The 16,738-nt window shown below is 65.2% G+C and carries 16 protein-coding genes; 12 read left to right on the forward strand and 4 right to left on the reverse strand.

Annotation, left to right across the window (positions count from 1 at the left end; all coding sequences use genetic code 11):
* Window positions 1-40 precede the first annotated feature (40 nt).
* From denD to GGD66_RS00955, 10 genes are all read left to right on the forward strand, one after another.
* The gene (denD, locus tag GGD66_RS00910; protein ID WP_092252606.1) at window positions 41-1,027 is read left to right on the forward strand and encodes a D-erythronate dehydrogenase; all 987 of its coding nucleotides are present in this window, start codon (window positions 41-43) and stop codon (window positions 1,025-1,027) included.
* Between the two features lie 24 nt (window positions 1,028-1,051).
* Complete coding sequence (locus GGD66_RS00915) at window positions 1,052-2,026, forward strand: sugar kinase (RefSeq protein WP_183256635.1); 975 nt, start codon at window positions 1,052-1,054, stop codon at window positions 2,024-2,026.
* 26 nt (window positions 2,027-2,052) lie between these two features.
* Window positions 2,053-2,703 (forward strand): bifunctional 4-hydroxy-2-oxoglutarate aldolase/2-dehydro-3-deoxy-phosphogluconate aldolase, encoded by a 651-nt coding sequence (gene eda / locus GGD66_RS00920; protein WP_092252610.1) that lies wholly within the window; start codon window positions 2,053-2,055, stop codon window positions 2,701-2,703.
* Between the two features lie 61 nt (window positions 2,704-2,764).
* Window positions 2,765-3,934, forward strand: a complete 1,170-nt coding sequence (locus GGD66_RS00925; protein WP_092253057.1) for an acetyl-CoA acetyltransferase — start codon at window positions 2,765-2,767, stop codon at window positions 3,932-3,934.
* Window positions 3,935-4,057: 123 nt separating this feature from the next.
* A complete protein-coding gene (locus GGD66_RS00930) occupies window positions 4,058-4,264 on the forward strand; it encodes a hypothetical protein (protein WP_018319840.1) in 207 nt (68 codons plus the stop codon).
* 126 nt (window positions 4,265-4,390) lie between these two features.
* Window positions 4,391-5,605, forward strand: coding sequence for a CaiB/BaiF CoA-transferase family protein (locus GGD66_RS00935; RefSeq protein WP_183256636.1), 1,215 nt, complete (start codon window positions 4,391-4,393; stop codon window positions 5,603-5,605).
* Complete coding sequence (locus GGD66_RS00940; RefSeq protein ID WP_183256637.1) at window positions 5,602-6,738, forward strand: thiolase family protein; 1,137 nt, start codon at window positions 5,602-5,604, stop codon at window positions 6,736-6,738. Before GGD66_RS00935 ends, GGD66_RS00940 begins: the two co-directional genes overlap by 4 nt.
* Window positions 6,735-7,094, forward strand: a complete 360-nt coding sequence (locus GGD66_RS00945) for a Zn-ribbon domain-containing OB-fold protein (protein WP_183256638.1) — start codon at window positions 6,735-6,737, stop codon at window positions 7,092-7,094. The genes GGD66_RS00940 and GGD66_RS00945 overlap by 4 nt, the downstream gene beginning before the upstream one ends.
* 481 nt (window positions 7,095-7,575) lie before the next feature.
* Complete coding sequence (locus GGD66_RS00950; RefSeq protein WP_183256639.1) at window positions 7,576-8,103, forward strand: carboxymuconolactone decarboxylase family protein; 528 nt, start codon at window positions 7,576-7,578, stop codon at window positions 8,101-8,103.
* A 26-nt stretch (window positions 8,104-8,129) separates the two neighbouring features.
* Window positions 8,130-8,432 carry a nucleoside triphosphate pyrophosphohydrolase family protein gene (locus GGD66_RS00955; RefSeq protein ID WP_028145149.1) on the forward strand — a complete coding sequence of 101 codons (303 nt, stop codon included), beginning with the start codon at window positions 8,130-8,132 and terminating at the stop codon, window positions 8,430-8,432.
* Window positions 8,433-8,438: 6 nt separating this feature from the next.
* On the opposite strand, the gene glsA is transcribed toward GGD66_RS00955, so the two are convergent.
* From glsA to GGD66_RS00975, 4 genes are all read right to left on the reverse strand, one after another.
* Window positions 8,439-10,286, reverse strand: a complete 1,848-nt coding sequence (glsA, locus tag GGD66_RS00960) for a glutaminase A (protein ID WP_183256640.1) — start codon at window positions 10,284-10,286, stop codon at window positions 8,439-8,441.
* Between the two features lie 21 nt (window positions 10,287-10,307).
* On the reverse strand, window positions 10,308-12,383 hold the full coding sequence (locus GGD66_RS00965; RefSeq protein WP_183256641.1) for a TRAP transporter permease: 2,076 nt from the start codon (window positions 12,381-12,383) through the stop codon (window positions 10,308-10,310).
* A 240-nt stretch (window positions 12,384-12,623) separates the two neighbouring features.
* Window positions 12,624-13,790, reverse strand: coding sequence for a TAXI family TRAP transporter solute-binding subunit (locus tag GGD66_RS00970; protein ID WP_183256642.1), 1,167 nt, complete (start codon window positions 13,788-13,790; stop codon window positions 12,624-12,626).
* A 168-nt stretch (window positions 13,791-13,958) separates the two neighbouring features.
* Window positions 13,959-14,180 (reverse strand): acetyl-CoA carboxylase biotin carboxyl carrier protein subunit, encoded by a 222-nt coding sequence (locus GGD66_RS00975; RefSeq protein WP_091954359.1) that lies wholly within the window; start codon window positions 14,178-14,180, stop codon window positions 13,959-13,961.
* Between the two features lie 94 nt (window positions 14,181-14,274).
* Here GGD66_RS00975 and GGD66_RS00980 point away from each other — a divergent pair, with 94 nt between their 5' ends.
* Both GGD66_RS00980 and GGD66_RS00985 read left to right on the forward strand, forming a co-directional pair.
* A complete protein-coding gene (locus GGD66_RS00980) occupies window positions 14,275-15,249 on the forward strand; it encodes an IclR family transcriptional regulator (protein ID WP_092252623.1) in 975 nt (324 codons plus the stop codon).
* Complete coding sequence (locus tag GGD66_RS00985; protein WP_183256643.1) at window positions 15,179-16,738, forward strand: acyl-CoA carboxylase subunit beta; 1,560 nt, start codon at window positions 15,179-15,181, stop codon at window positions 16,736-16,738. The genes GGD66_RS00980 and GGD66_RS00985 overlap by 71 nt, the downstream gene beginning before the upstream one ends.

The raw sequence follows: 16,738 nt of genomic DNA on the forward strand, positions 1-16,738 counted from the left end.
GAGGCTGCGCGCTCCGGCCAATAACCAAGGAGTTAAGCTCTTGCACGTTCTGGTTCTGGGCGCCGCCGGCATGGTCGGCCGCAAATTGTGTGAACGGCTGTTGCGTGACGGCCGGCTGGGCAAGAGCGACATCACCAAGCTCACCATGCATGACGTGGTCGAGCCGAAGAAGCCGGAGAAGGCCGGTTTTCCCGTCGAGACGGTGTCGGGCGATTTCGCGGTGCCGGGCGCTGCCGAAAAGCTGATCGCCGGCCGCCCGGACGTGATCTTCCATCTCGCCGCGATCGTCTCGGGCGAGGCCGAGCTCGATTTCGACAAGGGTTACCGCATCAATCTCGATGGCACGCGAATGCTGCTCGATGCCATTCGGTTGGTCGGTGGCGGCTACAAGCCGCGCGTGGTGTTCACGTCCTCGATCGCGGTGTTCGGCGCGCCGTTCCCGGATGCGATTGGCGACGAGTTCTTCCACACCCCGCTGCTCAGCTACGGCGCTCAGAAGGCGATCGGCGAATTGCTGCTGGCCGACTATTCGCGCCGCGGCTTCCTCGACGGCATCGGCATCCGGCTGCCGACCATCTGCATCCGGCCCGGCCTGCCCAACAAGGCGGCATCAGGCTTCTTCTCCAGCATCCTGCGCGAGCCGCTGGCCGGCAAGGACGTGATCCTCCCGGTGTCCGAGGACGTCCGCCACTGGCACGCCACGCCGCGCTCGGCCGTCGGCTTCCTGCTCCATGCCGGCACCATGGATCTTGCCGCGGTGGGCCCGCGACGCAATCTGACCATGCCGGGACTTTCGGCAACGGTCGGCGAGCAGATCGCCGCCCTGAAGCGGGTTGCGGGCGAGAAGGTCGCCGCGCGCATCAAGCGCGAGCCCGATCCCTTCATCGTCGGCATCGTCGGCGGTTGGCCGCGCAATTTCAATGCGAAGCGGTCGCTCGAGCTCGGCTTCACCACTGCCGAGAAGACCTTCGACGACATCATCCGCATTCACATCGAAGACGAGCTCGGCGGCAACTTCGTCGCATGATCTCCGACTGAGCGGGCCCTGGTGATGGCGAGCGTTGCTTGCATCGGCGAATGCATGGTCGAGCTCAGGCAGGCGCAAGGCGGCGCGTCTGCCGGGCAAGGGCAGGGCGGCGGGCTGTATTCGCGCGGCTTCGGCGGTGACACCCTCAACACCGCCGTCTATTTGGCGCGGCTCGAGGTCAAGGTCGATTATTTCACCGCGCTCGGCGATGACGGCCTCAGCGACGAGATGATCGCGGCCTGGAACGCGGAGAATGTCGGCACGAGGCGTGTCATGCGGCTGGCCGGCAAGCTGCCCGGCCTCTACATGATCCAGCTGGATGCGAAGGGCGAGCGTCAGTTTTTTCACTGGCGCGACAGCGCGGCGGCGCGCCAGCTGATGAACCTGCCAGAGACCGACGAGCTGCTCAACTCGCTGATGAGCTACGACATCGTCTATCTCTCCGCGATCACGCTCTCGATCTACGATGCGCCCGGCCGCGAGCGGCTGTTCGCGGCAATCAAGCGCGCACGCCTGCTCGGCACTCGCTTCGTGTTCGACACCAATTTTCGCGCGCGGGGGTGGCCGGACCGCGACGTCGCGCGCGAGGTATTTGCGGCTGCTTTCACCGCCGCCGACATCGTGCTGACCTCCACCGAGGATCTGCTCGCGCTCTATCCCGACGAGAGCAACGATCAGCTGATGGCACGTATCCCGACGCCCGAGCTGGTGTTCCGGCTCGCCGAGCCCGTGAGCCTGCTGCGCTTCCCCGGCGGAACGAGCGAGGTCCGTGCCGAACCGATGACCAAGCCCGTCGTCGACACCACGGCGGCCGGAGACAGCTTTGCCGCGGCCTATATCGCGGCCCGGCTCGCCGGTTCCGATCCGGTCGAGGCCGCCCAGGCCGGGCATCGCCTCGCCAGCCTCGTGATCTGCTATTCCGGTGCCATTATTCCGGGCTATGCCATGCCGCCGAAGAAACGACACCGGCCGGCGACCTCCCGCCAGGCGACCAAGTAGAAGCGACCAAGTAAAGATCGAGACCTATGACCACGACCGCCCAACAGAACCATCTCGCCGCGCTGTTCAAGGCAGCGACCGTCATTCCCGTGCTCACCATCGAGCGCATCCAGGATGCCGTGCCGCTGGCGCGCGCGCTGGTTGCCGGCGGCGTCCGCACGCTGGAGGTGACCATGCGCACCCCGGTTGCGATCGAGGCGGCGAGGGCGATGATGGCCGAAGTCCCGGAGGCGGTCGTCGGCATCGGCACGATCCTCAATCCGGCCGACTTCACCCGTGTCGAGAAGCTCGGCGTCGCCTTCGGCATCAGCCCCGGCCTGACCCCCGATCTCCTGAAGGCCGCCGCCCACAGCTCCCTGCCGTTCGCGCCGGGCATCGCCACGGCGTCCGAGCTGATGCTGGCGCTGTCGCACGGCCTCGACGTCGCAAAATTCTTCCCGGCCGAGCAGGCCGGCGGCATCAAGGGCCTGCGTTCGCTCGGCGGACCGTTCCCGAACGTGCGGTTCTGCCCGACCGGCGGCATCGGTGAGGCCAACGCGGCGAGCTGGCTCGCCGAGCCCAACGTGGTCGCGGTCGGCGGTTCCTGGCTGTGCCCGACGGCCGAGATCAGGGCCGGGAACTGGGCCGGCATAACTGCCATCTGCCAGCGCACCCTCAAGGCCCTGAAACCTGCGTGAAGTCTTGCCATCCCTGCGCTAAGACTTAGCTCAGGAAGAGAGACCCCAGGGAGACATGACCATGACCGCCAGCATCGTCGGATGGGCGCATACGCCGTTCGGCAAGTTCGACACCGAAACCGTCGAAAGCCTCGTCACCCGCGTCGCCAATGAGGCGATGGCCGATGCCGGCATTTCGGCCGGCGATGTCGACGAGATCGTGCTCGGCCATTTCAACGCCGGCTTCTCGGCGCAGGATTTTACCGCCTCGCTGGTGCTCCAGGCCGACCCGAAGCTGCGCTTCAAGCCGGCGACCCGTGTCGAGAACGCCTGCGCCACCGGTTCTGCCGCCGTGCACCAGGGCCTGCGCGCGATTGCCGCAGGCGCCGCCAAGATCGTCCTGGTCGTCGGCGTCGAGCAGATGACCCGCACCCCGGGCGCCGAGATCGGCAAGAACCTGCTGAAGGCGTCCTACCTGCCCGAGGACGGCGACACCGTCGGCGGCTTTGCCGGTGTGTTCGGCAAGATCGCCAGCTCCTATTTCCAGAAATACGGCGACCAGTCCGACGCTCTGGCGCTGATCGCGGCCAAGAACCACAAGAACGGCGTCGCTAATCCCTTCGCCCAGATGCGCAAGGATTTCGGTTTCGACTTCTGCCGCGCCGAGAGCGAGAAGAACCCCTACGTCGCCGGCCCCCTGAAGCGCACCGATTGCTCGTTGGTCTCCGACGGCGCCGCCGCGCTGGTGCTGGCCGACGCCGAGACCGCCAAGGGCATGGCCAAGTCGATCGGCTTCCGCGCCACCGCGCACGCCCAGGATTTCCTGCCCATGAGCAAGCGCGACATCCTCCAGTTCGAGGGCTGCACCGTCGCCTGGCAGCGTGCGCTGGAGAAGGCGGGGGTCACGCTGTCCGATCTCTCCTTCGTCGAGACCCATGACTGCTTCACCGTGGCCGAGCTGATCGAATACGAAGCGATGGGCCTGACGCCGCGGGGGCAGGGCGCCCGCGCCATCAAGGAAGGCTGGACGCTGAAGGACGGCAAGCTGCCGGTCAATCCGTCCGGCGGCCTCAAGGCCAAGGGCCATCCGATCGGCGCCACCGGCGTCTCCATGCACGTGATGACCGCGATGCAGCTCGCAGGCCAGGCGCCCGAGGGCATGCAGCTCAAGAACGCCAAGCTCGGCGGCATCTTCAACATGGGCGGCGCCGCTGTCGCCAACTACGTCTCGGTGCTGGAGCCGCTGAAGTAGGCTCTCGTAGGGTGGGCAAAGGCGCGAAGGCGCCGTGCCCACCATCTTCCTTGCGTTAGATCATGGTGGGCCCGCTTCGCCTGGCCCACCCTATGGCTCCTGATTGATTGGCGGAAGAGCATCATGAGCACTGACTACGAAGACTCGCTGTCGATGGACGCACTCAACGGTCGGATTGCGATCCTCGAGGACAATATAAGGCAGCTTATCGAACAGGCCGCGGCCGCCTCAGGCGAGCAGAACGAGTCGCGCATCGCCGATCGGATCAACCAGCAGAACGAAGAGCTCGACCGGCTCCTCAAGATCCGCGAATCCCGCCAGAAGAAATAGCCGTCGATATCACCGCACGGCGCATGCGGCCATACGCCGGCCGCCCTTGTGCGCGCGGCTTTGCTGCCTTTAGCTGGACCGAAATCGCGGGGCCGCGCCTGGCCCCCGCGCAATCGGGAGCGAATGATGGGGCCGCTGAAGGGCATCAAGGTCATCGACATGACCACCGTGCTGATGGGGCCTTATGCGACCCAGATGCTCGGTGATTACGGCGCCGACGTCATCAAGGTGGAATCGCTCGATGGTGACGTCACCCGCCTGATCGGCCCGATGCGCCATGCCGGCATGGGGCCGGTGTTCCTCAACACCAACCGCAGCAAGCGCTCGATCTGCCTGGATCTGAAAAAGCCGGCGGGCCGCGAGGCCGTGTTGCGGCTGCTGAAGGACGCCGACGTTCTCGTCTACAACGTCCGCCCGCAGGCGATGGCGCGGCTGCAGCTCGGCTACGACGTCGTCTCGAAAATCAATCCGCGCCTGGTCTATGCCGGCGTGTTCGGCTTTGGCCAGGATGGCCCGTATGCCGCAAAGCCCGCCTATGACGATCTGATCCAGGGCGCCACCGCGCTGCCGGCGCTGATGGCGCAGACCGGCGACGGTGTGCCGCGCTATGTGCCGAACGCGCTGGTCGACCGCATCGTCGGCCTTACCGCCGTCGGCGCGATCTGCGCCAGTCTCGTGCATCGCGACCGCACCGGACGCGGCCAGCGGGTCGATATCCCGATGTTCGAGACCATGGCCGGCTTCGTCATGGGCGATCACATGGGCGGGCTCACCTATGAGCCGCCGCTCGACAAGGGCGGCTATGCCCGCCACCTCTCGCGCGATCGCAGGCCCTACAAGACCTCGGACGGCTATCTCAGCGTCATCGTCTACAACGACAAGCAGTGGGACAATTTCTTCAAGGCGACCGCGCGCGACGATCTGCGCGCCGATCCCAAATTCGCGACTTTCGCGGGGCGCGCCGCCAATATCGATGTGGTCTATGCCGAGCTCGCGCGCATCTTCGAGACGCGCACGACCGCCGAATGGATCGATCTGCTGACCAAGGCCGATGTTCCCGTGATGCCGATGCACGACCTCGCCTCGATCCTGCACGACGAGCATCTGGCGGCTACGAATTTCTTCCCCGTCGTGACCCATCCGACCGAGGGGCCGATCCGCAGTATGAAGGTGACGGCGACCTGGTCGGAGACGGAGGCCGAGCCGGTGCGGCTGGCCCCGCGTCTCAACGAGCACGGCGCGGAGATTCTTCGCGAGATCGGATACGCCGCCGACGACATCGCCGCCATGGTGCGAGACGGCGTCACGCGCTCGGCGCCGGAGTGGGGAGAGGCACCATGAGCTTCATCACCGGCGTCGGCCTCACGCCCTTCGGCAAGCATGAAGGCTCGTCCTCGCTCGACCTGATGAGCCAGGCCGCGCAAGCCGCGCTCGACGATGCCGGGCTGAAGCGTGCGGACATCGACGGCATCCTCTGCGGCTATTCCACCGTCTCGCCGCACATCATGCTGGCGACCGTGTTCGCCGAGCACTTTGGCATTCGCCCGTCTTACGCCCACGCCGTGCAGGTCGGCGGCGCCACGGGGCTGGCGATGACGATGCTGGCGCATCACCTCGTCACCTCGGGCGTCGCGCGCAATGTGCTCGTCGTCGCCGGCGAGAACCGCCTCACCGGGCAGAGCCGCGATGCCTCGATCCAGGCGCTGGCGCAGGTCGGCCATCCCGATTACGAGGTGCCGCTGGGGCCGACCATTCCCGCCTATTACGGCCTCGTCGCCAACAGGTACATGCACGAATACGGCGTCACCGAAGAGGATCTCGCCGAATTCGCCGTGCTGATGCGCAGCCACGCCTGCACCCATCCCGGCGCGCAATTCCACGAGCCCATCACGGTTGCCGACGTCATGGCCTCGAAGCCGGTGGCGATGCCGCTCAAGCTGCTCGACTGCTGCCCGGTGTCCGACGGCGGCGCCGCCTTCGTCATCAGCCGCGAGCGGACCGGGGAGGCGGGCGTGCGCATCCGCGGCTGCGCGCAGGCGCATACCCATCAGCATGTCACGGCCGCGCCCGCGCTCAGTGAACTCGGCGCCGAGATCTCCATCGCCCGCGCCAAGAAGGCCACGGGCCTTGCGATCTCCGACGTGCGCTACGCCGCGATCTACGACAGTTTTACCATCACGCTCGCGATGCTGCTGGAAGACCTCGGCCTTGTCGGCCGCGGTGAGGCCGCAGCCCGCGTGCGATCAGGCCATTTCAGCCGCGACGGCGCGATGCCGCTGAACACGCATGGCGGCCTGCTCAGCTACGGTCATTGCGGCGTTGGCGGCGCCATGGCGCATCTGGTCGAGGCGCATTTGCAGATGACGGGGCGGGCGGCGAGCCGCCAGGTGCGCGACGCCTCGATTGCGCTGCTGCATGGCGACGGCGGCGTGCTGTCGTCGCATGTGAGCATGTTCCTGGAGCGAGTGCGATGAGTGGGCGTCTGGCAGACTGGACCAAGGGCGAAGCGGCCATCACCTACCAGACCTGCAACTCATGCGGGCATGTGCAGTACTTCCACCGCGCCTTCTGCGCGGCTTGTGGCGAATCGGATCCGCGCGAACAGCGCGCCAGCGGCAAGGGCAGGGTCTATGCCACCTCGCTGGTCTGCCGCGCCGCGACGCCCGAGACGAGCGCGCACGTGCCCTACAACATCTTGCTGGTCGATTGCGCCGAGGGCTTTCGCATGATGGCGCATGGCGACAACGGACTCGCGATCGGCGATTCGGTCGTCGCGAGCTTCAAGCCGTTCGCCGGGAAGCTCGTGCCGTTCTTCACGAAGGAAACGTAACGGGATTCGTCATTCGGGGGCGGTCATGGACCGAGCCTGGAACGGGTATTCTGGGCCTGGCCTGTGCGAGGGGCCACCCCGGAATGACGAAAACTCTAGAACTCCAACTAACGCCCGTAGAACAAGATGCTGGCGATGACGAGCATCGCCGTCACCGCCAGCATATGCGCGAGCGCTCCCGAGGCCGCCCCCTTGGTGGCTTCCTTCATGCCTTTTTCTCCCTAGACTTGGGCGTGACTCATCATTGTGCGGCTAGCGCACCCGATGGCCAATTGTTTTACTCGGAACACCCCATTTGCGAGTACTCACCGCGATTTGTCCCCACGCGGCGAATATCGACTGTGTCAGGGTCGATCAGCAATGCGGCGGCAATTTGACTCGATAATGTTGCTCCTGCGTCCTCGCGCGAATAGAGTCTTTGGGAACTTGCGCGGACGACGACAAAAAGCATCAAAAAATCAGGGAAAACTTCAGGAAAATCATGGCCCGCATCAGCTACAGCGACCCGTCCAAGGCATCCGACCGCACCCGCGAAATTCTCGACAAGAACCGCAACGCCAACATCTTCCGCATGATGGCGCACTCGCCGAGCTATTTCGAGCAGTACTGCCGCTTGGGGGGCGCCATCCGTCACAAGGGCGAGCTCGATCCGGTCGTGCGCGAGCTTGCGATCACCCGCACCGGAATCTTGTGCGAGGCGCCGTACGAGATCGTCGCGCACAAGCGGATCGGCAAGAATGTCGGCGTCACCGACGCGCAGAACGAGGCGCTGGAAAACTGGCAGGCGGCGCCGTGCTTCAACGAGGTGCAGCGCGCCGCGCTCGCCTTCACCGACGAGATCGTGAAGCTCAGGAAGCCGACGGATGCGACCTTCAAGGCGATCGCAGCGAAGCTGACGCCGGCCGCGCTGGTCGAGCTCCAGCTCTCGGTCGGCTTCTACATCATGACCTCGAAATTCCTGGAGACGTTCGAGATCGATCTCCAGCCCGTCACCGAAGTGGTGGGCTGATCGAAGCACCGCGGCGAGGGATGCCAATGACGATCGATGAATATGCGGCCTGGGCCGCGAGCGTTGCGAAAGTCGATGAACATCCGTCCAACGAGCGGCTCTCCTATCTCGGTCTCGGCCTCGCGGGCGAGGCCGGCGAGGTGGCCGAGCACATCAAGAAGCTGTTGCGCGATGACTGGCTCGACAAGGCTGGCCTCGTCGATGAGCTCGGCGACGTCATCTATTATTGGGCCTGCCTCTGCGCGACGACCGGCCAGAAACCGTCCGAGCTGCTCGAAAGGAGCGCGGCAAAGATCAAGCGGCGGCTGAGCGAGGCGGCGAGCCGGTAGGCTCGCTCACGTCGACGTCAAAATATCCACCTTCGCGTTCGCCACGATCAGGCGATCGGCGAGGAGCTGGGCGAGGTTGCGCATGATGCGCTCGCTGGCGTGCGGGTGCTGCTGGCGGAAGCGTTCGAAATCCTGCAGTGGAGCCTCATAGGCGGTCGCCGCCATGTCGGCGAAGACGTCGGCCGAGCGCGTGGACTCCAGCAGCGCCATCTCGCCGAACGCCATGCCCGCGGTCAGCGTCGCGAGCCGCACGCCGTCAGGCAGCGTGACGTGCACGGCGCCGCTGCGCAGGAAGAACAGGGAATCGGCGCGATCGCCCGTGGTGAGAATCTTCGCGCCGGACTGATAGGTGCGGATGGTGCAGATCGAGGCGAGATCCGCCAGCTCGTTCTCGCCGAGGCCCTCGAGCAGCGGCTGCTCGGCAAGCTCGGTGGTCTCGTGGAAGTCGATCGAGCCGCCGTAGCGGTAGACGATCTGATCTTCGGCCCATTCGATCGCGGTGTCGAGCAGGTAGAAGTCGCGGACGTTCTTCAGCTCGGCCGTCCATTCCCGCAACGTGTCCCACTCCCTGGATGCGCGCTTGACGCCCGACAGCACCACCGTGACATTCAGTGCTGCGAGCTCCTCGAACGCTTCGGCGACCAGCCGCGCGCCGGCGCGCGTGGTGGAGGTGACGCGGTGCAGATCGAAGATCACGAATTGGGGGCGGGGCCGCCCCGCGAGCCGCCGGGAGACGTAGTCGACCGCGGACAGCGACAGCGTGCCGACCAGCTCGATGATCCGCACCTCCTGCTCATGCGCGGCGAGAATCTCGCGCTCCTGCGGCCGGCGCACGCGGCGTGACGGGCTCTTGCCGATATCGTAGTCGGCGATGACGGCGTTGCGGGCATCGTCGCTGCGGTTGAGCATGTGCAGATCGTAGTGCGAGGACAGCGCCTCGCAAACCTTGATGCCGCGCACGCTGTTGCCGTGCTTGTCGAGCTTCGGCGAATAGCTGCCGAGCCCGAGGCGGGCGGGGAGCGCGGCGAGGATGCCGCCGCCGACGCCGCTCTTGGCGGGAATGCCGATCCGGTAGATCCATTCGCCGGCATAGTCGTACATGCCCGACGAGGTCATCACCGACAGCGTGCGGGAGATGGCGTAAGGCGTCAGCACCTGCTCGCCCGTGACCGGATTGACGCCGCGATTGGCGAGGGTCGCCGCCATCACCGCGATGTCGCGCGCGGTGACCAGCACGGCGCATTGCCGGAAATAGACGTCGAGCACGGCTGCGACATTGTCCGAGATCACGGCGTTGGTCTTGAGCAGATAACCGATCGCGCGGTTGCGGTCGCCGGTCTGGCTCTCCGAGCCGTAGACAGCCTCGTCCACGGCGAGATCGCGGCCCGCGAAGCGGCTCAGCGCGAGCCGAATTTGCTCGAAGGCATCTGCGCCCTTGCTGTCGTAAATCAGCCCGGTGCAGGCGATCGCGCCGGCATTGACCATCGGGTTGAACGGGTGGTTCTCGGAATTGAGCCGGATCGAGTTGAAGGGATCGCCCGACGGTTCGACGCCGATCGCGCTCTCGACCCGGCCTGCGCCCAGAAGGTCCAGCGCCAGCGCGAACACGAACGGTTTTGACATCGACTGGATGGTGAAGGGCACCCTGGAGTCGCCGACCTCGTAGACGTGGCCATCCAGTGTCGCGAGGCTGATGCCAAAATAGGCAGGATCAGCCTTGCTCAGTTCGGGAATGTAGTCGGCGACGCTGCCCGAGGTTTCGGCGGAGAATTCGTTGAGGCAATTGTCCAGAAACCGCAGCAAGGGCGGCTTCGAGCGGGTCCAGGCGGCGGCGAGAGGCGAGAGCGGAGTCATCGCCTCTCTTGTGCAACGCAATCAGGGCACGCGCAACCCGTTCGGAACCACGGTCTGCCGCCGGACCAGCAGCAGGGCGAGCAAAGCCGTGGGCACAAGGATGGCAAGGCCCAGCAGCGTCACCTGCATCTGCGACAGCGGCATGATCCCGCCGCCCGGTGTCGCCACCACGAAGCCGCCGATCACCAGAAGCACGCGGATCGGCCATTCCAGCGCGCCGGCGCGGCGGAGGTCACCGACGAAGGGCTGATAGCCCTGGATGCCGCCGCAGATGAAGAGCGTGCCGAACGCCGCAAGTCCCATCAGGCCGAGACCGGCGAGATACGGGCTCGGCCCTTGCAGCACCAGCGCCGGATTGAGCACGAAGAAGAACGGGATGAAATAGATGATGCTGCCGACCCACATCGACTCCCAGCCCGTCTTCATCGCCGGCGAGCCGGCAATGCCTGCGGCCGCGAAGGACGCGATCGCGACCGGCGGGGTGATCGACGACAGCATGCCCCAATAGAAGATGAACATATGCACGGCCATCTTGTTCAGCCCGAGCTTCTCCAGCGCGGGCGCGACTAGGATGGCGAGGAAGATGTAGCAGGCCGTCGTCGTCAGCCCGAGGCCGAGGATCAGGCTGGTGAGGGCGCACATGCCGAGCAGCAGGAAGGGATTGTCGCCGGCAATATGCAGGAGGTCGTTGGCAAGGCTCGACACCACGCCGGTCATCGAGAACGCGCCGATCAGGAGACCGCAGCCGGCGAGGATGCCGACCAGCTCGACGAAGGTGCGGCCGTTGACCTCCAGGAATTTGCCGATCGTCGCAAAGGTCCAGCGCGTGTCCTTGGAGAAGAACTGGTTGAGCACCAGCAGCAGCGCGGTGGCGTAGAACGGCGCGTGGCTCTCGCGCTTGAAGTAGAGCAGCATCACGATCAAGAGCGCGATCACGAAGACGTAATACCAGCCGTCCTTGATCGTATCCATGATGCGCGGCAGCTCGGCGCGCGGGATGCCTTTCAGCTTGTGGCGGGCAGCATAGGCGTCGACCTGCATGAACAGGCCGATGTAGTAGAGCACAGCCGGAATGATCGCGGCGAGGGCGACGTCGGCGTAGCTGACATTGAGGAACTGCGCGATCACGAACGCGGTCGCGCCCATCACCGGCGGCGCCAGCACCGCACCTGTCGAGGCGCAGGCTTCGATCGCGCCGGCATAGGAGGCGCGGAAGCCGCTCTTCTTCATCACGGGGATGGTCATGGTGCCGGCGGTCAGCACGTTGGAGATGATCGAGCCCGACATCATGCCGAGCAAGCCGCTGGCGAAGATGCAGACCTTGGCGGCGCCGCCGCGGAAGGTGCCGCACAGCGCGAAGGCAAGGTTGATGAAGAATTTTCCGGCGCCGGTCATCATCAGCGCGGTGCCGAACACGAGGAAGCCGATCACGGTGTCGGCGAAGGCCTGGATCGGAATACCGAGCAGGCTCTCGCCCGACAGCACGTGATAGGCGGTCGCCTGCTCCAGCGTCGATTGCGTGCCGCGGAACGGGCCGAGCCAGCTGGATTCGGCGAACAGCGGATAGACGGTGAAGGGAAGCACGCTCAACAGCAGGCTCCAGCCGCCGGTGCGGCGCAGTGCCTCCATCAGCATCGCCCACATCACGAGGCCCGCCGCGATCACGTTGTTCGGCGCGCCGCCGAACTCCCAGCCGGCCTCCGCCGCCTTGCGCACGTTCGACATCAGCAGCAGCGCTGCGGCGAAAGTCGCGACGAACAAGACGAGGTCGTACCAGGGAATCCGGTCGAGCGGGGCGCGCTCCGTGCCGGGAAAGATCAGGAAGGTGAAGGGCAGCATCAACGCGATCAGGAGATAGAAATACTCCGTGTTGAGCTGCGTGTAGCCGATGAAGAAGCGCAGCGAGAACTGCTGGTTGATGCAGAGCAGGATCGTTGCCGCGGTCGCTGCGACCAGCGTCCAGCGCCAGGCGCCGCGCAAGGTGCGCACGCGCGTTACTTCGGCCTCCTGCATGTTGCCGGCCGCGCCAAGGGGATCGTCGAACACGATCCGCTTGGTCTCGTCTTGCGGGGCAGTGGAGGTGGAAACAGAAGACATCGTCGACCCCGCGCGTGGGCTGGTAACTAACTAAGCGAACGGCCGTTGGTTGAATCGATCAAGCCGCGGGCTCCTCAACCTCTCCCGCTTGTGGGAGAGGTCGGCGCGCAGCGCCGGGTGAGGGCTGTCTCCTCTGGGGGAATCCCACTGCGGAGATACCCTCTCCCCAACCCTCTCCCGCAAGCGGGAGAGGGAGCGCACTTCTCGCGCGGCGGCCATCAAGCCCAACAACATCGTGCTCTAATCCTCGAACCCGTTCGGCATGTCGGCTTTCGCAAGCGCTGTTGCGCGAGCCTTCATCCAGCCATCGAGGAACGCCTTGTCGTCCGACGGCGGGTTGGACTTGCCGTAATCGGCCCACGCGGCTGCCAGCACCTCCTGCCGCTTGATCAGCTTGTTGTTGTGCGCCTCCTGCGCGTCGCTCCATTGCCCGGCTTCCTTCAGCGCCTTCACCGAGCCGGGATGCACCGGCACCACCCAGTTCTTGGTCTGGCGGTCGGCCGCGAGCCCGCCGGCACCGGGCGCCGAATCCTTGTAGGCGTCGTAATTCGTGATCATCGCCTTGGTGATCGCATAGACCTGGTCGGCCGGCTGCGAGGCATAGGCGACGAAGATCGGGTAGGGGTAGTTGCCGAGCTCGACCGGCTTGTCCGGCGAGATGCCGGCCCCGCAGGTCGCCACTTGCGGGAAGAAGAACGATCCGACCTTCTGCATTCGCGCCCAGCCTTCCTTGTCCTTGGCAGGCAGCGGCGGCCAGATCAGGCCGCGCGGCGAGGTCTCGGCTTCCTTGGCGGGGCCGGTGATGGTGGTGCCGAATGCGGCATCGACGTCGTTGTTGATCAGCCCTTTCCACATCGCGCCGTAGCTTGCGAATTCGACGGCCTTGATGTCTTTTTGCGTCAGCCCGGCGAAGGCGAGCACGGCGAGCGAGTTCTGGTTCAGCGCGGGTGAGCCGACCACGAAGCCGACACGCTTGCCCTTGAGGTCCTTCAACTCCTTCACGCCGGTGTCGGCGGCAACGCCGAGCGAACCGCAATTGCAGTCGACGCTCGAAAGCAGGATCTGGAGCGGCTGCGGACCCCATTCCTTCGCGCCGAACTCGAACATGCCTTCCTGCGCGAAGTAGGTGCCGGATCCCATCGCCGAGGACGCCGCGCGCTTGGCGCGCAGCGGCGCGAGACGGGCAACGTCGTTGCCTGCGGGCAGCACGCGCACGTCGGTGCCGTATTTGTCCTTCATCATCTTGCCGACGCCGACCGCGATGTTGAAGCCGGCGGTTCCGGTGTCATAGGCGGTGAACGTCAACGTCGCCGGCAGCTTGATGTCTTCGGCGAACGAATAGCGTGTAGACGCAAAAGAGATGCCCGCCACCAAGGCAGGCGCGAGCACGAGCAGCCCACGAAGCATGTTTCCCTCCAATGATCTTTCGCGTTTGCCGCGAAGATTTTCGTTCTTTGTTTGAAACAGAGTTTTGTTTGCGACGGATCATGTCACCCGCGTCGGGCGATGGCAACGCCGTACCGCGCATGCGGGAACGAGACTGACAGATTGCCGCGGAAGCGACGGATAACGCCGTCAGCACGCGACAATCGCGACCGCCTGTCCCTCCGCAACGACGTCGTCGAGCTTGACGAGAAGCGATGTGATCGTGCCGCTTGCAGGCGAGAGCACCGGTATTTCCATCTTCATGGCTTCCACGATTACAATTTCATCGCCATCCGCAATGGTTCCTCCAACTTGCACGGGAGTTGCGCAGACGCGCCCGGCGACCTCCGTGACGATCTTAATTTCTGGCATGCCATCCCTTTTTGTTGTCGTCGCAAAATGCCTGAGGTAGCGTCGTCTGCAAGTGGAATTTAATTCCGCAGAGCGGAACAACGGTAGGGAACACATGGGACGACGATCGGAGCGGTTGAGTAGGCAAGGCGTGCTCGCTGGCGATGCCGGTGAGGGTGATGTCATCCAGGTGGTCTCGCGCGCGTTCGACGTGTTGCGATGCTTCGAGGGCCACGAGGCAAGGCTCGGCAATCTCGAGATTTCAAATCGCTGCGGCCTGCCGCGCTCGACGGTGTCGCGGCTCACGCATACGCTGACGCGGATGGGCCAGCTCGTCTATCTGCCGCGCGATCAGAAATATCGCATCGGCCCGAGCGCGGTTGCGATGAGCGCTTCGATGATGAAGGGCGCGCAGCTGCGCAGCATGATCCGCCAGCGGCTCCAGGAAGTCGCCGAGCAGCTGCCGGGCACGGTGGGGTTCGTCGTGCCCGACCGCTTTCATCTGGTCTATCTCCAGTTCGCACGCTCACCCTCTGCGCTGGGCCTGCATGAGGGCACCGGCAGTCGCATCTCGATGGCCTCGACCGCCGCGGGCGCGGCCTACACCGCAGCGCTCGCGCCGGAGATCGGCGATGCCTTCATCGCGGACTTCGAACGGGAGGCGCCCGAGGCCGCGAAGATCCTGAAGCCCCGCATCGAGGCCAACCGGCAGATGTTGCGAGAGCGCGGCTATGTCGTGGCCTGCGGCTTGTGGAGCCCGCACATCAACGGCCTCGCGGTGCCGATCTGGTCGCCGCAGTACCAGACCTTCGTGGTCATCACGATCGGCCTGCTCTCGGCGATGTATGACGAGCAGCGTCTGCATGACGAAGTCGCGCCGCTGATGCTTACGCTCGGTCGCTCGCTCGGCAGCCTGATGGAAGGCTCCGAGGGCGATGCCTTCGCCAACCGTATCCCGCGTAAACCGGTCGCAATGGCCGTGCATAACAATAACAAGCCGATCCATTCGGAGGGAGTGAATGAACTGGAAGCCGGAACTCGACGAGCTCGCCCGGCGCGAAGCCTTCGCGCGGGAGATGGGCGGCGTTGACAAGGTCAAGCGACAGCATGACCAGGGCCGGCTGACTGTTCGGGAGCGTATCGACAAGCTGATCGACAAAGGCAGCTTTCACGAGATCGGTGCCGTCTCCGGCATCGGAGAGTACGATTCCAGCGGCGATTTGAAAAAGCTCACGCCGGCGAATTGCGTGTTCGGCCGTGCGCGCGTCGACGGCCGCACCGTGGTCGTGGTCGGCGATGATTTCACGGTGCGCGGCGGTTCGGCTGATGCGTCGATCTCGGCAAAGCCGTTGATGGCGGAGGAGATGGCGCACGATTTCCGTCTGCCCATCGTCCGCATCATCGAAGGCTCCGGCGGCGGCGGCTCGGTCAAGACCATCGAGACCAAGGGCGCGGCGAATCTGCCTGGAGGCATCGGCGGCACGCGCTGGTATCGGTTCACGACGGAGAATTTGTCGCGCGTGCCGGTGGTCGCACTCGGCCTCGGCTCGGTCGCAGGCCTTGGCGCCGCCCGCCTTGCCGCCAGCCACTATTCCATCATGACCCGGAAGTCCGCGATGTTCGTCGCGGGGCCGCCGGTGGTGAAGGCGCTGGGGCAGGACCTCTCGAAGGAGGAGCTCGGCGGCGCCGACATCCAGACCCGCGCCGGCGCGGTCGATCATGCCGTCGACACGGAAGAAGAGGCCTTTGCCTGCGCGCGGCGTTTCCTGTCTTATCTGCCGTCGTCGGTCTACGAGCTGCCGCCGACCTTGCCCTGCACCGACAATCCGGAGCGGAGCGAAGAGGCGCTGATGAATGCGGTGCCGCGCAACCGCAAGCAGGTCTACAAGATGCGCCCCATTATCGAGTCCGTCGTGGACAAGGGCTCGTTCTTCGAGATCGGCAAGAATTTCGGCAAGCCTGTCATCGTCGGCCTTGCGCGGCTGGAGGGCAGGGCGGTGCTGCTGCTCGCCAGCGACAGCTTTCACTATGGCGGCTCCTGGACCGCGGATGCCTGCCAGAAGGTGGTGCGCTGGGTCGACTTCGCCGAGACCTTCCATCTGCCGGTCGTCTATCTCATGGATTGCCCGGGCTTCATGATCGGTCTCGATGCCGAGAAGGCGGCCACGATCCGCCACGGCGTTCGCGCCATGGCTGCGGTGAACCAGACCACCGTGCCCTGGTGTACCGTGATCCTGCGCAACGCGTTTGGTGTTGCAGGTGTCGTGCATCAGCCGGCCGACCGCTTCTCGATCCGCTACGCTTGGCCGTCGGCCTATTGGGGCTCGCTGCCGCTCGAAGGCGGCATCGAGGCCGCCTATCGCGCCGACATCGACGCGGCCGAGGACAAGGCGGAGAAGCTCAAGGAGATCGAGGCGCGCCTCAACAAGCTGCGCTCTCCGTTCCGCTCGGCCGAAAAGTTCTGGGTCGAGGAGATCATCGATCCCCGGAAGACGAGGTCGCTGCTGTGCGAGTTCGCGCGCCTCGCCGAGCCGCTGCGAAAGCCGGGGCCGCCGGAGAACTTTTCGATCAGGCCTTGA

Origin of the sequence: Bradyrhizobium sp. CIR48 (assembly GCF_014198315.1) — a bacterium.
Taxonomy (GTDB): Bacteria; Pseudomonadota; Alphaproteobacteria; order Rhizobiales; family Xanthobacteraceae; genus Bradyrhizobium.